Source organism: Bradyrhizobium sp. 157 (assembly GCF_023073815.1).
GTDB lineage: Bacteria > Pseudomonadota > Alphaproteobacteria > Rhizobiales > Xanthobacteraceae > Bradyrhizobium.
The window spans coordinates 1-14,229 of sequence record NZ_JADPKF010000092.1 but is presented as its reverse complement, the minus strand read 5'-3'; the positions used below and the strand labels follow the sequence as shown (position 1 = coordinate 14,229).

Genomic DNA, 14,229 nt, shown 5'->3' with positions numbered 1-14,229 from the left:
CACCACGTTTGACATGCCTTAGCGGGGCTTCAGGATGCGAACGGTCTCGCCATCCAGTCTGATGTTGCCATCGATGCCGATTTCCTCACCGGTCAAGAGATCGCTCAAACTCCCGCCGGACAGCTTCTCGATGATATCGTGCGGAATCGACATTTGTGCGGGCGATTTGCCGTAGCTCAGAAGCACCAGCACGTTGTTTGACGGTGTGCCGGCCACTCGCAGATAGGCCAGCACATTCTGGCCGTCGGCCACGTCCAGCATGCGGATTTCGCGCGAACGCAGCGCGGGATGCTCTTGGCGCAATGCGATCAGCCGCTTGTACCAATGCTGCAGTCCATAAGCATCATCCCATGCGATCTGGCGGGCATCCTTGTACGGCTCGTAGGCTGCACCGACCTCCTCGCCCGTATAGATGCCCGGAATGCCGGGCAGCGTCAGCAGCATGGCCGCAGCGACGCGGGTCCGGCCAACTCCGTGGCGTGAACGGAAACGCGGCCCGGTGTCATTGTTATCCAGAAACCGGAATACCAGAACGTCGCCTGACGCCGATGCTTCGATCGCGGAACGCAGTCGTCGCGCCGTGTTTGGCTTGTCCTCGAATGCATCGCGCCAGGCCCATTCACCAAGCTTCCCGGTCCAGTCATAGGCTGCATCAAACCCATGTCGGCCGTAATAGGGGTCGCGCGCGGAAGCTTCGGCAAGCAGAAACAGATCTGGCTTGATGCGCTTGAGCTCCGCACGCCAGCGGGGCCAGAACTCCGGCGCCCGCTGCTTCGGGCCCCATGCGGCATCGACGCGGAAGCCGTCCACATCGAATTCGCGCACCCAATATGCGAAAGCCTCGATCACCAGGCGCTGCACCTCCGGATTGGCGTAGTTGAGATTCTTGAGATTGCTCCAATCAAAGTAGTGCTCGGCCTTGCCGTCCCGCCCGCGCGCGAAGAAGCTGAAGTAAGGTGACGAGCGCTCACGCCGCACAGAATCTGCGAAGTACGCGTGCTGATCCGACAAATGGTTCGGAACGAAGTCGATGATCACCCGGATCCCGCGCGTGTGGGCAGCCTGGACCAGTTCACGCAGCTTCCGTTCATCGCCAACGCTCTGCCGTATCCGAAAATAGTCCGTCACGGCGTAGCCGAAGTCGCCCGGCGGGCTTTCGGTAATCGGCGAAAGCCACAGGGCCGTCACCCCGAGCTCCCTGAGCTGATCGAGGCGCGCGGTGACATCGGCAAGGCCGCGAGGGCCGAACAGCGTGGGCACAACACCATATACGACGGCGCGGTCGATCCAGGCGGCGTGATCATGCTGGGCATCAACCGTCCGCAGGGTGCCGCCCTGCGCACGAAGCATCACCGTCGCCTCGTCGGCGCGACCATTGCCATCCGTGACCTTGACGGTGACGTAATATTCGCCATCCGGCGGCACATCGGAGAACTCGATGCGCGCGCCGTTCGCCGGCAATCCAGCAAGCGGTGCCGGATTGTCATCGCGCGCGCGCCATTCGTACGCGGCGATCGCGCTGCCGCGGACCGGCGCAGGCAAGCTTCGTTGCGCACTCAGCGTAACGCCCCTGCTGTTCTCGGATGTGTCGACCAATGCGGTTGGCGTGTTGCGGAGTCGGACGTTCCAGCTCTGCTGTGCCGACCCACGCTCGACGCCGTTTTGTCGACATTCGGCCCTGACCTGATTGTCACCTGGCTGAAGCGAAATCCGGGCGTGAGTCCGCCCTTGCTTGGCCGGCAGTGTGACGGCCGAGCCCGGTGAGGTGACCACAATTTGATCGCAGCGGCCTTTAGGGACAGTGATGTCAACCGATTTGGAAAAGTCCCACGCATCGCCTCCGGCGGTGCCGAATGAGACGGGAACCTGATCCGTGGCGCCTGTCAACAACAGGGCCGCGCCAAGCAGGCCGGCACGTATCAAATGCAGGTACTTGCGAGACGCACTTTGCCGGGACGCTATTTTCATCGCCGCTCCCGACCCAACGTCATTGGCCGAGAATTTCATCCGCTGTCTCGAGGAACAGGTGCGGAATAGTCCGTATACCCGGTTCCATCAAGGCGCGCCCATGAATCGACCTCGTTGGCGATCAAGCCGCGACTTTGCCGTTTCACCAGCGACGCGTAATGGCCGCCGGCCTTCATCAGCGAGCCGTGGGTTCCGCTCTCCGCGACGGTTCCGTCCTTCAGAACGACGATGCGGTCGGCACTCACCACCGTCGATAGCCTATGCGCAATGATGAAAGTCGTTCGCTGCCTCTTGAGATTGTCGAGCGCGTGTTGCACCGCCTCCGCCGACTCGGCATCGAGCGCAGACGTAGCTTCGTCGAGCACCAGGATCGGCGGGTTCTTCAGCAATGCGCGCGCAATGGTGATCCGTTGGCGCTCCCCTACCGAGAGCTGACTGCCGCGCTCCCCTACGAACGATCGTATCGATCCGGAAGCCGGTCGATGAACGCTTGTGCGTGGGCGGCGCGTGTGGCCGCCAAGATGTCCTCCTCACCCGCCTCGGGACGCCCATAGGCAAAGCGGAAGTTGGCCCAACTGAACAGCATGTCCGTTCTGCCCTCGATACTGTTGCAAAAGCCGAAAGTTGCATCAGTCCGAATTTTTGGTGAAACCTTAAAACGCGAGGCGATCGACGATTCGGATAACCTCAATCGCGTTACCGAAGTGTTTAGCATGAGGCGATGAGGTCCCTCAGATCTCTACACGAAAATCGCGCCTGCGGCCCTCAGAATTTTTGACACCTTCGGCAAAACGACTTTTGCAACACAATCCCCTCGACAGCAGACATCGGAGGAATGATGCCGCATGTCCGCTTGGGAGCCCTCAAGCGTGAGCACCGTTGCCATCACTGCGGGGCGCAAATGCCCCACCTTCACCATGATTTGTGCGTACATCCGGCCGCGCCTACTGGGCAGGGCCACGCCAATGACAGCTCAGTTCCATGAGACAACAGAAGCGGAATTCGAGGTGCAGGTTCGCAACCTCGTGCGCCTTGTGTCAGCTTGCACCTTGGGGCTTTGGTCCTTTTCTGCGGGCCTGCTGATCGGGAGCTTTTTTCTGTTTTGAACAGTGTTGCAGAGGCCGTCAGCACAACAATTTCGCTGGCGCATTGATGAGTGACAATCCGAACCAGCTTCTCTGGCGCGAGCGCACCTTTGAGATGCGAATGGCCGGGGTGCCGGAGGGGTAATGCCCGCTTTGGCGTCGGTTTGGCCGGACCACGGTGACTTCCGGTCTACCCCGGTGAACGGACATTCTCAGGATAGGTGGGCATGTCTCAAGGGTGCCAGGAGCGGGCATTCAGTTCGCTCTCGCGGATGGACTAGCTCCGCTCGCGGGGGCCCTGCGGCGGCTGAGGATTGTTGGCGGGATTGGTATCGTACTTGGATATTCGCGTGATGAGCCCGCTAGTGGCGAGCCGCTGCAAGTCCGCCTCCAGCGCGTCAGCAATCTCCTTGGCATAGACCTCCCGGTCGTCCACGTAGACTGTAAAGGATCTCAAATACTTTTCCTTCTTCGCCGGATTTTCGATCGTCGCCTTCGTCCACTGGTAGAGCGGATAGTTTTCGACGCCGTGCTCTTCTGCTGCGGCGACATACTCCGCAAAGGCGTCGAACTGACATTTCAGCGCAGCGCGATGCTCGGCGAGGATATCGAACAGCGGCGCCAGTGCCGGAACACGGTGTTTTCGGCGTACCGATTCCGCCGTGGCAGAATCGTTCAGATCGAACCTAACCTGGTACTGCCACTGAGAAGTCACGCTAGTCTCGCATTCTGTGGCACCCGATTTGTCCCTTTCCGATCGCAAGGCGCTACCAGCAGTCGTTTCAGCAAACGACTCGCTGCCTGCGAACCGAAAAGTGAGCCGGCGGCTTGACCCTGCCGTCAGTTATTGAGAGCGGCCCACTGTTCCTTTCGGGCATGCGGTCTGACTCACTGGGGTGACACCCTGGTATTTTTTCTCGACGATGATGTATTGAATCGTGGTGTCTCCTAGGTTTGCAAACTCATGCCATGGGGTTGGAGGCGCATCGAACAATGCGCCGGCGGGTATATTAATCTTACGTATTCCTTTCTCGTCCTCGATCTGTCCTTGGCCTCCGCTCACCACATAGGTAAGGTAACCCGGGTGTGAGTGGCAGACGTGCATAGCCCCCGGTGGGAACGTGCACCGGGCCACGCGGACATGCGCGTCGTCAAAAAGCTTCTCGCAAGGTTTCTTGCCTTGCCACTCAACAGATAGTGCGTCGGGCACGTCGTCGGCCCTTGCCTCATCGACTCCGCCGAAGATACCGGACGGCCCAAGCGCAGCGACAGATAAAACGATCAGGGCGCGGGTGAATGAAAAGATCATGAATCCCTCCCTTGTTATCCGACGTTTCAGATGACCAAGGATCGGCGTGAACGATAGCGGTCGCTCCCAAGAAAAAAGCGCCTTCTATCGATTGTCCGAATGCTTGGCTGCCTATGTGCGCAGCCGAAAAAGCAAGTGGCAATTTCGCCACCTTGGAGCTTTAGGTTACGTCGTGGCAGCCGCCTCTTCAAGAGATTGTGGGCGCGCTCGGCTACCGGAATTCGGATGCGTTTTCCGTTTAGGGTCATGTGTGGACGACGCCCACGTTGCAAGAAGAATCTGACGTTCGGCTTGCGGTCGGGTACAAGTCATGTGTCCGGCCTGTTTGCGCGGCACCATGACCGCTGGCCCTGATGTAGTCCGCGGATCGGGTCCCAATCATTCGCACGGGCTTTGACGCCCATGACCCAGAAGCGGGTCGTCCCAATCGACGGCTCGACCGTTTCGCATCACGCCATCATCACCCTCGCAATTCGGTTGTCTTGCCCCGCCGTCGCCTCAGGCTCCTATTGCCAAGCCTCTTCAGGCGGCTGCAGCAAGCTCCGGCGCTCGATAGTATCCTCCCTTGGCCATGATCGCCCAAGCGATGCGCGCCATCTTGTTGGCAACGGCAACGGCGACGAGCGGGGCCGGCTTCTTGGCCAGCAGCCTCATGACCCAGGGATGCTTTTGCGGCTGCTGCCGGGCGTGTCGAACAACGGCTGTTGCACCGATGACGAGCAACCGTCGGAGATAGCGATCTCCTTGCTTGGAGATGCCGCCGAGCCGCTCCTTGCCCCCCGTCGAGTGCTGCCGCGGCACAAGTCCGATCCATGCCGCAAAATCCCGACCGGATTTGAAGTCACTCGGGTCTGTGACAGTAGAAGCAATGGCCATGGCCCCGATCACGCCAATCCCGGGCACGGTCTCGAGGCGGCAGCTCATGTCATTGGCACGATGATGGGCGTGAATGGCGCGATCCAGAGTCGCGATTTGCAATTCCAGAGCAGCGAGTTGGTCGACAATGGCCTGCAGCGCCTGTTTCATCGCAGATGGAAGAGCTTCGCGGTTACTTTCGTCCGTGATGATCGCGGCAAGCTGCGCGAGACCTTCGCGCCCCGTCTCCGCAACGAGGCCGAACTCGGCAAGGTGGCCTCGGAGCGCATTGATCAGCTGCGTGCGCTGACGGATTAAAAGATCCCGCGTTCGATGCAACATCAGCAAGGCTTGCTGATCGGCCGACTTAATCGGCACGAACCGCATTGGTGGGCGTGTCACGGCCTCACAGATGGCGGCTGCGTCGGCAGCATCGTTTTTCGACCGTTTGACATAGCCCTTCACGTAACTCGGCGGCATCAGGCGCACGGTGTGACCGAGCTTGGAAACTTCACGCGCCCAACGATGAGCGGTTCCGCAGGCTTCCATGCCGACCAGGCAAGGGGAATCTTGCTAAAGAAGTCAATGACCTGCTTGCGCCGCAACTGACGAATGATGACGACCTTGCCCGCACTATCCACGCCGTGCACTTGGAACACGTTCTTGGCAAGATCAACGCCGATGGTGCTAACCTGCATGTGGACGACCCCCTCCGGTGATTCGTTGTTGAACAATCACCCTTTGGCACATTCGATGCCGGGAGCGGGCGTCGTCCACCACATCATTCGCGTCGATTTGACCGGACTATGGCGACTTCCGGTCTAGCCCGGTGAACGGACAATCTCAGGATAGGAGGGCATGTCTCAAAGGTGCCATGACCCGACATGCCACTCAGACAAACGCAGCGGCAAGACTCTCGCTCAATATGCAAAGGCCCCGCTCGGCTTCGGCCGCAGCGGGGCCGGTCTAGAGGTGGTCTCATGCAGGTGGTGCCAAGGAGGCTCGCTTCCAGACACGATGAGTGATGGACACCACCGGTTTGCAAATTAGAGTTGGTATACTTCACTGCGTCTTCTTGCGGGGATCATCAGCCGGGTTGATGTAGTCGATGCCTCCTGGGCCGATGAACTGAACTTGGATGATCGCCTCCTCGTTTCCCGTCCAAGTATAATGAGCGTGCTTCGCCGGCATCGCCTGCAAGGCACCCGCCTTGACCACCTCGCCTTTCGTAGAGTCAAATTTTTCGCCCATGCCAAAGCCGACGCTACCGCTGATCACGGTGACGGTCTCGGCATAGGGATGAGTGTGCGGCGGAATTTTATAGTTGGGCGGAAGCTTGACGCGCTGGACCACCACGCTGCCAGCTTTCGTTGGATCGCCTACCAGGACCGCGGTTTGGCCACCCTTCGGAATGTTCGGATTGTCCTTCCATGTCAGCGCATCTGGTTTGACCATGGTCACGGCATCTTGCGCCAGTGCCGGACTTGCCAGTGCGATCAAGACCGTCAAGGCCAGAAGCTTTTTCATGAGGTCCTCCTTACGATTGTTGCTCCATTTTTCAGAGTGCTATTGCTTGCCGACAGCACGATCGCCGCCCCGCTCCCCATAGCGGGTTCTCCATGTTCATTTGCTCGGATCAGGTCGCGAACTTCCGACGGTAGCCGGAATTTTGTACTCGCCGCGGAGTTCATCCCACAAGGCCGTGTCGCTGACCAGCACGACGTGGTATTCACCGCGGCCCGTGATCCCTGCATATTTTCCCGTGCCGCCAGTGAACTCGAAGGTGCCGCGGAACTCTTTCGGCTTCGCGTCTTTCAGGACGTACTTGGCAAAGACCTTGGATCCATCGGCCTCTGTGAAGGTCTTATGGCCGCCGCTGGAAATGCCAGCATCCGTCAGATCAACAACCTGATAGCGAGCTTTGTCGAGGAATGGCTTGCCATCGGCGTTGAACACGGCGCCGTCGTATTCGGTGACCGACACCGTATGGTCGGCCCTGTCTTCCACCTTCACGCTCTTACTGGACAGGGTGACCAGAACGGCTCGACCGAACCATTGGCCCGCTTCTTCCGCCAAGGCCGGCACAGCGCCCCCCGGGACTGCCAAAGCAAGCACAACACAACGCACATCCACGATGAACTGAGATGATGTCTCATGGTTTCCTCCCAGATAGGCTGCAGGTTACAATTTGGTCGGAGCAAGAATCTCCATGATCCAGTTTCACGATGCCAATCATACCACTGCTTCCAAGGAGGACTTGCGCAGACCCATTTTTGGATAATGCGTCTATTAGACGCGTGATTATGCATGTTTCGGTTCAGATCGCCGCGCTGCCAAAGGATGCGCAACTCTGCAACGATGGCACCTTCGAAAGATACATCGCGGCACCCAACGTGGGGGTGTCGGTACGAACTCACAGGCTCTGGATGCGCTGTGATCAGGTCGTTCCTTCCAAATGACCGCGTGGCATTCCCCGTGTTGACGACCGACGCGTCCTGAAAGGTATCTTGGGTCTTGCACTCGATGCTCCCTAGCGCGATCCGGAAATCGATGCCCGCCGCATTTAGTTGCGCGCTTATGAGTCCACGCCCCTACCCAAACCGCGCCCGCGAACGCTCCCTCGCCTTCTCTGCCTCGACTTCGCGGTCGCGCGGCGGCGCGTTGGTCTGCAGCGAGGCGAGCAGACGCCGCGCACTGTCGGAGACTTCGGAAACCGCGCGGTTGAACGCCTCGGCATTGGCCTGCGACGGCGAATTGAATCCGGAAAGCTTGCGCACGAATTGCAGCGCGGAGGCATGGATCTCCGCGTGCGTGGCCGGGGGATCGAAATTGAACAGGGTCTTGATGTTACGGCACATGGTTCTCTCTTCTGCAGAGGTCTTCGATCAAGGACGAACGGCCGGTGCAAAATCCGACAGCCTGGCTTATTCTGTCATGAATCCAGCGGCGCGTTCACCCCCTGTCGGCACCTGCAAGCAGCGAGTTCCCGATGCCCCATCTGACCTACAAGATCGTCGAACATGACGGCGGCTGGGCCTACACCGTCAACGGCGTGTTTTCCGAGCCGTTTCCGAACCGCGCCGCGGCGCTGGCAGCCGCCCGGCGCGCGGCCGCCGAGCAGCGGGTGCCCGGCCGCACCGAGGTCATCGAATACGAAACCGCTGACGGACGATGGCACTCGGAAACCGCCGCCGGCAACGACCGGCCGGAAACCGAGGTGGAGGGCTAATGCATCGTTGGGCGATCTGATGACGGAGAAATAGCCGGTGTGCTAGGTTCCCTGCCAAGCGGTTCGCAAAAGATAGCCGCAGGTTCTGGAAAACTGTGAGTCTTGGGGAGACGATGATGAATTTTTTGCACGCGGCCTTTGCGGCCGCCGCACTGGCGCTCACCTCCTTCACTGCCTTCGCCGCCGATTATCCCGCACCGAAACAGGGCAACTGGATCGCCAAGAATTTCAAGTTCCACACCGGCGAGACGATGCCGGAGCTGCGGCTGCACTACACCACGATCGGCGAGCCGACCGGTCAGCCGGTGCTGGTGTTGCACGGCTCGGGCGGCTCGGCCGCCAGCATGTTGACGGCCACCTTCGGCGGCGAATTGTTCGGCCCCGGCCAGCCGCTCGATGCGACGAAGTACTACATCATCATTCCTGATAGTCTCGGCCACGGCAAATCGTCAAAGCCCTCCGACGGCATGAAGACCATTTTTCCGAAATACAATTACGAGGACATGGTCGATGCGCAGTATCGCCTTGTCACGGAAGGTCTCGGAGTAAAGCATCTGCGGCTCGTCATCGGCAATTCGATGGGCGGCATGCACACCTGGATCTGGGGCGGCAAATATCCTGACTTCATGGACGCGCTGGTGCCGATGGCCTCGCAGCCGACCGAGATGGCGGCGCGCAATTGGATGCTGCGGAGGATGATGCTGGAGACCATCAGGAACGATCCCGAGTACAATGGCGGCAACTACACCGCCCAGCCGCGCATGATGAAATACGCCATCAATGCCTATGGCATTGCGACCGCCGGCGGCACATTGGCATATCAGGCGCTGGCGCCGACGGCGGCGAAAGCCGACAAGATGGTCGACGACCGGCTGGCTACCGCAATCACCGCCGACGCCAACGACTTCATCTACCAGTGGGAGGCCTCGCACGATTACAATCCCGCACCCGCGCTGGAAAAGATCGAGGCGACGCTGCTCTTGATCAATGCCGCCGACGACGAGCGCAATCCGCCGGAAACCGGCGTCACCGAGGCGGCGATGAAGCGCGTGAAGAACGGACGCCTGTTCCTGATCCCGGCCTCCAGCGAGACGCGCGGCCATCTCACCACCGGCAACGCGAAGTTCTACAAGAAGGAGCTGCAGGAGTTGTTGCAAACCGCGCCGCAGCGGGCGATGTGAACCCGATATTCGTGAAAGCAGAGGCACGATTATCTTCGAAACTCAGGGCAACTACCCCATGGAACGTTGCGCGCGCGCTCTTTGTCGGGAGTACCTTTCAGCCCGGCGTGCAGAACGTTCACTGCCTGCAACTCGTATCGATCGGTGGCGAGGTCATGAGAAAAGATCACGTCAATGGTCGTGTACCACCATATCAGGCAAAGAACACACACAGGCGCGAAACGCACTTGCGGCAGGTAGTATGTGAAACGGACGCGCGAACCGGCGCGTTCTTGAGTTTGGACGTATTCTGCGCCCATGCTGCGCATGACGGCATGGCCCGAAGCAAGTTGGCGATTCATGGACGCGTCGGGTCCAGCAAGCTCTCTGATATGCGAGAGAAGCTGATCATTGAGATTGCTGTTGAAAGATGCTGTCGGGCCTCGAAAGTCCCTGTCTGACGGCCAAAACACCCCATTCGACAAACCGGGCCATACTGTCCAGCGCTGCTCGCCGGCTCGCGACAATATGTTCTGGTATTCAGCACCGCTGATCGAACCGATGCTGCATTTCTCCAGTCCGAAACGTTCGGTGAAGCTGAAAGCCCAAAGCAATATGGGGAGCGCAAACAGCAATCCCACGGGTGAAAGCAGGCCTATCGCAGTCTTCGGGTTCGTGCCCAACGCGTTTCCAATCGTGAAGATGACCGTTGACCGGCTCCTTCCACCAAGCACGGGCGGTTAGACCGCATGTCAGGCAGCTTGCTGCGCCCGGCAGCTCACCACGAATCCATACGCAAGATCGATAGCACGTTCGTAGTTTTCCTACTTCAGGGCAGCAACCAGTTCAGTGCGATCGTTGAGCCGGCAGTGGCTCGCATCAAACTGTGTACAGGACGGGACCAGCCGGAAAGTCCCGATTTCGCAATGCATCAAATCTGCTTCGCTCACATCGCTCATTATTTGAGCGTGCATCCGCAACCGGGCTCCGCTTGAATTGTCTTCGGATTACGAATCGTGGGCGGCATGCGCCGGCGCGAGGACGAGACAAACGCAGCGGAGGATCGGATGCGAAGGCTTGCGCCATTCGGCTTGCTCGTCTGCCTTTCGGTGCTGGCCGACGCAGCGCTTGCCGTCGACAGGGGCCAGTACGACCACGTGCCGCCTGATATTCGCGCCTGGTTCAAGAGCGTGATCGCGCCGAACGGCGTGCCATGCTGCGATATCTCCGACGGGCATCGCACGAACTACGACGTCCGCGGCGGGACCTATTGGGTTCCGATCGAGGGCCAATGGATGCAGGTGCCCGAGCGCGCGGTCATTCGCGACCAGGGCAACCCGATCGGCGAAGCCGTGGTGTGGTACGTCCACCACCGCGGCAGCATCATCATCAGCTGCTTCGTGCCGGCGGACGCGGTTTAGGTTCTTCAAGATGACGGCGGAACCCGCGGATGATAATCTGAAGAAAAACGCAAAGGAGCCGCCCTTGTCCGATCTTGCCCCTTCTGACCTCGCAACGATCTATCCCGCTCCCACGCCGCGCGTGATCGCCAAGGCGCGGCCGGAGATCGACGCGCACGCGAAAAAGTTCATCGGCATGTCGCCGTTCTGTGTGCTCGCCACCTCAGGCTCGGACGGCAGCGTTGATGCGTCGCCGCGCGGCGGCAATCCCGGCTTCGTCCATGTCGCGGGACCGAACCTGCTGTTGATGCCGGATCGCTCTGGCAACAACCGGATCGACAGCTTTCGCAATATTGTCGAGGGATCGGGCTTCGTGCAGTTGATCTTCTTCGTGCCCGGGATCGACGAGACGCTGCGCGTCGGCGGCAAGGGCAAGCTATCTGTCGATCCGGAGCTGATGGCTTCGATGATCGAGTTCGGCAAGCCGCCGCGCGCGGTGCTGCATATCGACGTCAGGGAAGCCTATTTCCACTGCGGCAAGGCGCTGATGCGCTCCAAACTGTGGGCGGCTACGCAGGTCGAGCGTTCGGTGATGCCGAGCATCGGCGAAGTGATCCACGACCAGACCGGACTTGGCGAGCGCGAAAGCCAGGCGGAGATTTACGAGCGCTACAAGACGCAGTTGTAGGGATTTCTCTCTCCCCGTCATGCCCGGGCTTGTCCCGGGCATCCACATTTGGTGGTTGCGGGGCCAAGACGGAGATGGCCGGGTCAAGCCCGGCCATGACGAACTGACAGAGTTGCGCGCTAAAATTATACGCGACGCCTCAGTCCCCGTTCTCGAGGCCGCCGACGTGCTTCTGGGTGTAGAGCTCAAGCCCGATGCGCTGGATCAGGTCAAGCTGGGTTTCGAGGAAGTCGATGTGATGTTCCTCGTCCTTCATCACGGTCTCGAACAAGTCGCGCGAGACGTAATCCTTCACGCCATGGCAGTAGGTCGCCGCTTCCTGATAGAGCGTGCGCGCGGTCATCTCGGTTGCCAGATCGCATTCAATGATTTCCCTAACGTTCTGGCCGATGCGCAAGGGATCGAGCACCTGCATGTTGGGAAAGCCGTCGAGGAACAGGATCCGGTCGGTGAACTTGTCGGCGTGCTCCATCTCCTCGATGGATTCCTTGCGCCAGACCTTGGCAAATTCCAACAGGCCCCAATTGTTCAGCAGCCGGTAGTGCAGCCAATACTGGTTGATCGCGGTAAGCTCGCTACGCAGGCCCTTGTTGAGATAGTCGATGACTTTGGGATCGCCCTGCATGGTCCACTCCAATTTCCTCAGGCCGACGCGACCTGACACTGTATTTAGAACGCTTCTAAATCAGTTTAGTGCCAAGGGCAACCGTTCCACGAAAAAAGCCGTGGGGAACGGTGGAAATCGGTGGATTTTAAGGGTTTTTCAGCAGGCCGCGAGGGCGAAGGCCGGGGCGGCTTCCTGCGCCGGCTCGTCATTGGCGGCGTGACGCGTGTGCGGGCAACCGGCGCAGCACTCCTTGGCGCAGGCGCCGAGCGCTTCATCGATGATGGTCTTGATGGTGCGCGCGCAGCGGCCGCATTCGGCGCTGCAGCCGAGGCAACCGTAAATCTGTTTGGGATTTCGCGGCAGGTCCGAAGCCGCACTTACGGCATTACGGACATCGTGGTCGCTCAAAACGTTGCAGGAACAGACGATCATGAAACCGGTAAGACCCTTCGGTGATGCGACTTCATCGATATTTAAGAGCGCGCCGAGATGCAAAAGGAAAAGCCGCATTTTCAAGCAATTCCAAACTGATGCCGGAGAAACACTGGAATGAATCTAAAAGGCCGGAATTGCGGTAGATCACACTGCCGGTCACTTGCCCGTTGGGTTTCGGGATCAATCGCCGCCATCCCCTCTCACCAGAACTCCGCTGGAAGCCATGCCCACAGGTGTCGCCGCCGCGCGCTCGCGCCGGGGGGACGTTCGGTATTGTTGCACCGCCAATCCGCCGGCCGTTCGCCATTTTGTCGCCCGCGGAGACATCGCCGTTCATTGATCATTCAAGCGAAATGTGGAACTTTCGCCGGGACAAACCCGAATGTCCTTTGCTCCACGAGAAAGGTGAGGCCATGAAGAAGACATTGATGGCGCTCGGTGCCGCCGCCGCGTTGACCGTTTCGGCCGTGGCTGTTCCCGCTCCCGCCCAGGCGCAGCGCGGCGTTGCCGCGGGCGTCGCAGCCGGATTGATCGGCGGCGCTATTGTCGGCGGCGCGATTGCTTCGCAGAACGGCTACTATTACGGCCCCGGCTATTACGGGCCCGGCTATTACGGGCCCGGCTATGGCGGCCCGGCCTATGTGGTCGATCCCGGCTACGGCGAATCCTGCTTCTGGCAGCGGCAGCGGTTCTGGGATGGCTATGGCTGGCGGGTCCGCAGCGTCAGGGTTTGCGACTAGCACCCCGTTCATCTTCATTAAATTGCGTCCGACATCCCGGAAAGGCGCTGCTGTTCCGGGATGCATGTCATTTCCGGCCCGAAAAAGACCGCTTTTTTCGTCGACCGTTTGAGACGTTTACCTTCGATTGACCGATGTGCGCTTTTTTAGCGAAACAGCGTGTGAGTCATCCCCTAAACCCGGCGCCCGAAGGCGTCACTCCAGGAGAGCCCAGGACATGAAGAAGACATTTGCTGCCTTCGTCGCGGTCGCAACGATTGCCGGTTCGCTTGCCTCGACGCCCGCGAGCGCACAGCGTGGCGTTGCCGCAGGCGTAGCGGCCGGCTTGCTCGGCGGCGCGATCATCGGCGGTGCGATCGCCTCCAGCCGCCCGGCTTACGGCGGACCGGTGTATGTGGAAGAAGCGCCCTATCCGGCGTGCCGCATGGTGCGCGAGCGCTTCTGGGATGGCTACGACTGGCGCTATCGCCGCGTCGAGGTCTGCCACTGATCTGACTGATCGGCGCGCGAGCTGCGCGTCTTAATCGAAAGCCCGGCCGATATCTCGGCCGGGCTTTTTGTTTGTCGCTTCCGTAGATGGGGTAACGGGCCGGCCGATCGAGCCGCACGCTCGCTACGGCGCGATTTGAGAGCGCGCTCGCGTGCGGCTTTGCCGGGAGGCGGTCGTCCCTCAAACTGATGGTGTCAAAAACCGGAGTCGGGCAAGCCCGCTCCAAGCATCATCGAGGGACGACCATGTACTACTATGCCGGA

The 14,229-nt window shown here is 59.9% G+C and carries 17 protein-coding genes and 1 pseudogene; 7 read left to right on the top strand and 11 right to left on the bottom strand.

The window, feature by feature from the left end; translation table 11 throughout:
* Window positions 1–18 precede the first annotated feature (18 nt).
* The gene (locus IVA95_RS29620; RefSeq protein ID WP_247513707.1) at window positions 19–2,007 is read right to left on the bottom strand and encodes an alpha-amylase family glycosyl hydrolase; all 1,989 of its coding nucleotides are present in this window, start codon (window positions 2,005–2,007) and stop codon (window positions 19–21) included.
* Window positions 2,004–2,357 (bottom strand): hypothetical protein, encoded by a 354-nt coding sequence (locus IVA95_RS29615; protein ID WP_247513706.1) that lies wholly within the window; start codon window positions 2,355–2,357, stop codon window positions 2,004–2,006. Before IVA95_RS29615 ends, IVA95_RS29620 begins: the two co-directional genes overlap by 4 nt.
* A gap of 480 nt (window positions 2,358–2,837) precedes the next feature.
* On the opposite strand from IVA95_RS29615, the gene IVA95_RS29605 reads away from it, so the two are divergent.
* Window positions 2,838–3,074 carry a hypothetical protein gene (locus IVA95_RS29605; RefSeq protein ID WP_247512877.1) on the top strand — a complete coding sequence of 79 codons (237 nt, stop codon included), beginning with the start codon at window positions 2,838–2,840 and terminating at the stop codon, window positions 3,072–3,074.
* Window positions 3,075–3,330: 256 nt separating this feature from the next.
* On the opposite strand, the gene IVA95_RS29600 is transcribed toward IVA95_RS29605, so the two are convergent.
* From IVA95_RS29600 to IVA95_RS29575, 6 genes and pseudogenes are all read right to left on the bottom strand, one after another.
* Window positions 3,331–3,768, bottom strand: coding sequence for a hypothetical protein (locus IVA95_RS29600; protein ID WP_247513705.1), 438 nt, complete (start codon window positions 3,766–3,768; stop codon window positions 3,331–3,333).
* Between the two features lie 129 nt (window positions 3,769–3,897).
* Entirely contained in the window at window positions 3,898–4,362 is a 465-nt protein-coding gene (locus IVA95_RS29595) for a cupin domain-containing protein (protein WP_213253831.1), read from the bottom strand.
* A gap of 522 nt (window positions 4,363–4,884) precedes the next feature.
* Window positions 4,885–5,915: pseudogene (locus tag IVA95_RS29590) on the bottom strand (IS110 family transposase).
* 364 nt (window positions 5,916–6,279) lie between these two features.
* Window positions 6,280–6,744 (bottom strand): cupin domain-containing protein, encoded by a 465-nt coding sequence (locus IVA95_RS29585; protein WP_247513704.1) that lies wholly within the window; start codon window positions 6,742–6,744, stop codon window positions 6,280–6,282.
* A gap of 96 nt (window positions 6,745–6,840) precedes the next feature.
* Complete coding sequence (locus IVA95_RS29580; RefSeq protein ID WP_247513703.1) at window positions 6,841–7,302, bottom strand: hypothetical protein; 462 nt, start codon at window positions 7,300–7,302, stop codon at window positions 6,841–6,843.
* 506 nt (window positions 7,303–7,808) lie between these two features.
* Window positions 7,809–8,075, bottom strand: a complete 267-nt coding sequence (locus IVA95_RS29575) for a DUF2277 domain-containing protein (RefSeq protein ID WP_028347019.1) — start codon at window positions 8,073–8,075, stop codon at window positions 7,809–7,811.
* 131 nt (window positions 8,076–8,206) lie between these two features.
* Between IVA95_RS29575 and IVA95_RS29570 the strand changes: the two genes are divergently transcribed.
* Both IVA95_RS29570 and IVA95_RS29565 read left to right on the top strand, forming a co-directional pair.
* Window positions 8,207–8,446, top strand: a complete 240-nt coding sequence (locus IVA95_RS29570; RefSeq protein WP_247513702.1) for a DUF2188 domain-containing protein — start codon at window positions 8,207–8,209, stop codon at window positions 8,444–8,446.
* Window positions 8,447–8,562: 116 nt separating this feature from the next.
* On the top strand, window positions 8,563–9,627 hold the full coding sequence (locus tag IVA95_RS29565; RefSeq protein WP_247513701.1) for an alpha/beta fold hydrolase: 1,065 nt from the start codon (window positions 8,563–8,565) through the stop codon (window positions 9,625–9,627).
* Between the two features lie 29 nt (window positions 9,628–9,656).
* Here the strand turns inward: IVA95_RS29565 and IVA95_RS29560 are convergent, their stop codons facing one another.
* On the bottom strand, window positions 9,657–10,289 hold the full coding sequence (locus tag IVA95_RS29560) for a hypothetical protein (protein WP_247513700.1): 633 nt from the start codon (window positions 10,287–10,289) through the stop codon (window positions 9,657–9,659).
* A gap of 384 nt (window positions 10,290–10,673) precedes the next feature.
* Here IVA95_RS29560 and IVA95_RS29555 point away from each other — a divergent pair, with 384 nt between their 5' ends.
* Window positions 10,674–11,027, top strand: coding sequence for a hypothetical protein (locus tag IVA95_RS29555; RefSeq protein WP_247513699.1), 354 nt, complete (start codon window positions 10,674–10,676; stop codon window positions 11,025–11,027).
* A 64-nt stretch (window positions 11,028–11,091) separates the two neighbouring features.
* Entirely contained in the window at window positions 11,092–11,694 is a 603-nt protein-coding gene (locus IVA95_RS29550) for an MSMEG_1061 family FMN-dependent PPOX-type flavoprotein (protein ID WP_247513698.1), read from the top strand.
* Between the two features lie 139 nt (window positions 11,695–11,833).
* Here the strand turns inward: IVA95_RS29550 and bfr are convergent, their stop codons facing one another.
* Entirely contained in the window at window positions 11,834–12,319 is a 486-nt protein-coding gene (gene bfr / locus IVA95_RS29545) for a bacterioferritin (protein WP_057841789.1), read from the bottom strand.
* A 138-nt stretch (window positions 12,320–12,457) separates the two neighbouring features.
* On the bottom strand, window positions 12,458–12,733 hold the full coding sequence (locus tag IVA95_RS29540; protein WP_247513784.1) for a (2Fe-2S)-binding protein: 276 nt from the start codon (window positions 12,731–12,733) through the stop codon (window positions 12,458–12,460).
* A 416-nt stretch (window positions 12,734–13,149) separates the two neighbouring features.
* On the opposite strand from IVA95_RS29540, the gene IVA95_RS29535 reads away from it, so the two are divergent.
* Window positions 13,150–13,476 (top strand): hypothetical protein, encoded by a 327-nt coding sequence (locus IVA95_RS29535; RefSeq protein WP_247513697.1) that lies wholly within the window; start codon window positions 13,150–13,152, stop codon window positions 13,474–13,476.
* Window positions 13,477–13,693: 217 nt separating this feature from the next.
* Window positions 13,694–13,966, top strand: a complete 273-nt coding sequence (locus tag IVA95_RS29530) for a hypothetical protein (RefSeq protein ID WP_057841791.1) — start codon at window positions 13,694–13,696, stop codon at window positions 13,964–13,966.
* Window positions 13,967–14,229: the final 263 nt, after the last annotated feature.

Coding starts and splice junctions, on each gene's coding strand:
- IVA95_RS29620 (WP_247513707.1), bottom strand. CDS start 2,007: ATGAAATTCTCGGCCAATGACGTTGGGTCGGGAGCGGCGATGAAAATA.
- IVA95_RS29595 (WP_213253831.1), bottom strand. CDS start 4,362: ATGATCTTTTCATTCACCCGCGCCCTGATCGTTTTATCTGTCGCTGCG.
- IVA95_RS29585 (WP_247513704.1), bottom strand. CDS start 6,744: ATGAAAAAGCTTCTGGCCTTGACGGTCTTGATCGCACTGGCAAGTCCG.
- IVA95_RS29575 (WP_028347019.1), bottom strand. CDS start 8,075: ATGTGCCGTAACATCAAGACCCTGTTCAATTTCGATCCCCCGGCCACG.
- IVA95_RS29570 (WP_247513702.1), top strand. CDS start 8,207: ATGCCCCATCTGACCTACAAGATCGTCGAACATGACGGCGGCTGGGCC.
- IVA95_RS29565 (WP_247513701.1), top strand. CDS start 8,563: ATGAATTTTTTGCACGCGGCCTTTGCGGCCGCCGCACTGGCGCTCACC.
- IVA95_RS29555 (WP_247513699.1), top strand. CDS start 10,674: ATGCGAAGGCTTGCGCCATTCGGCTTGCTCGTCTGCCTTTCGGTGCTG.
- bfr (WP_057841789.1), bottom strand. CDS start 12,319: ATGCAGGGCGATCCCAAAGTCATCGACTATCTCAACAAGGGCCTGCGT.
- IVA95_RS29540 (WP_247513784.1), bottom strand. CDS start 12,733: ATGATCGTCTGTTCCTGCAACGTTTTGAGCGACCACGATGTCCGTAAT.
- IVA95_RS29535 (WP_247513697.1), top strand. CDS start 13,150: ATGAAGAAGACATTGATGGCGCTCGGTGCCGCCGCCGCGTTGACCGTT.
- IVA95_RS29530 (WP_057841791.1), top strand. CDS start 13,694: ATGAAGAAGACATTTGCTGCCTTCGTCGCGGTCGCAACGATTGCCGGT.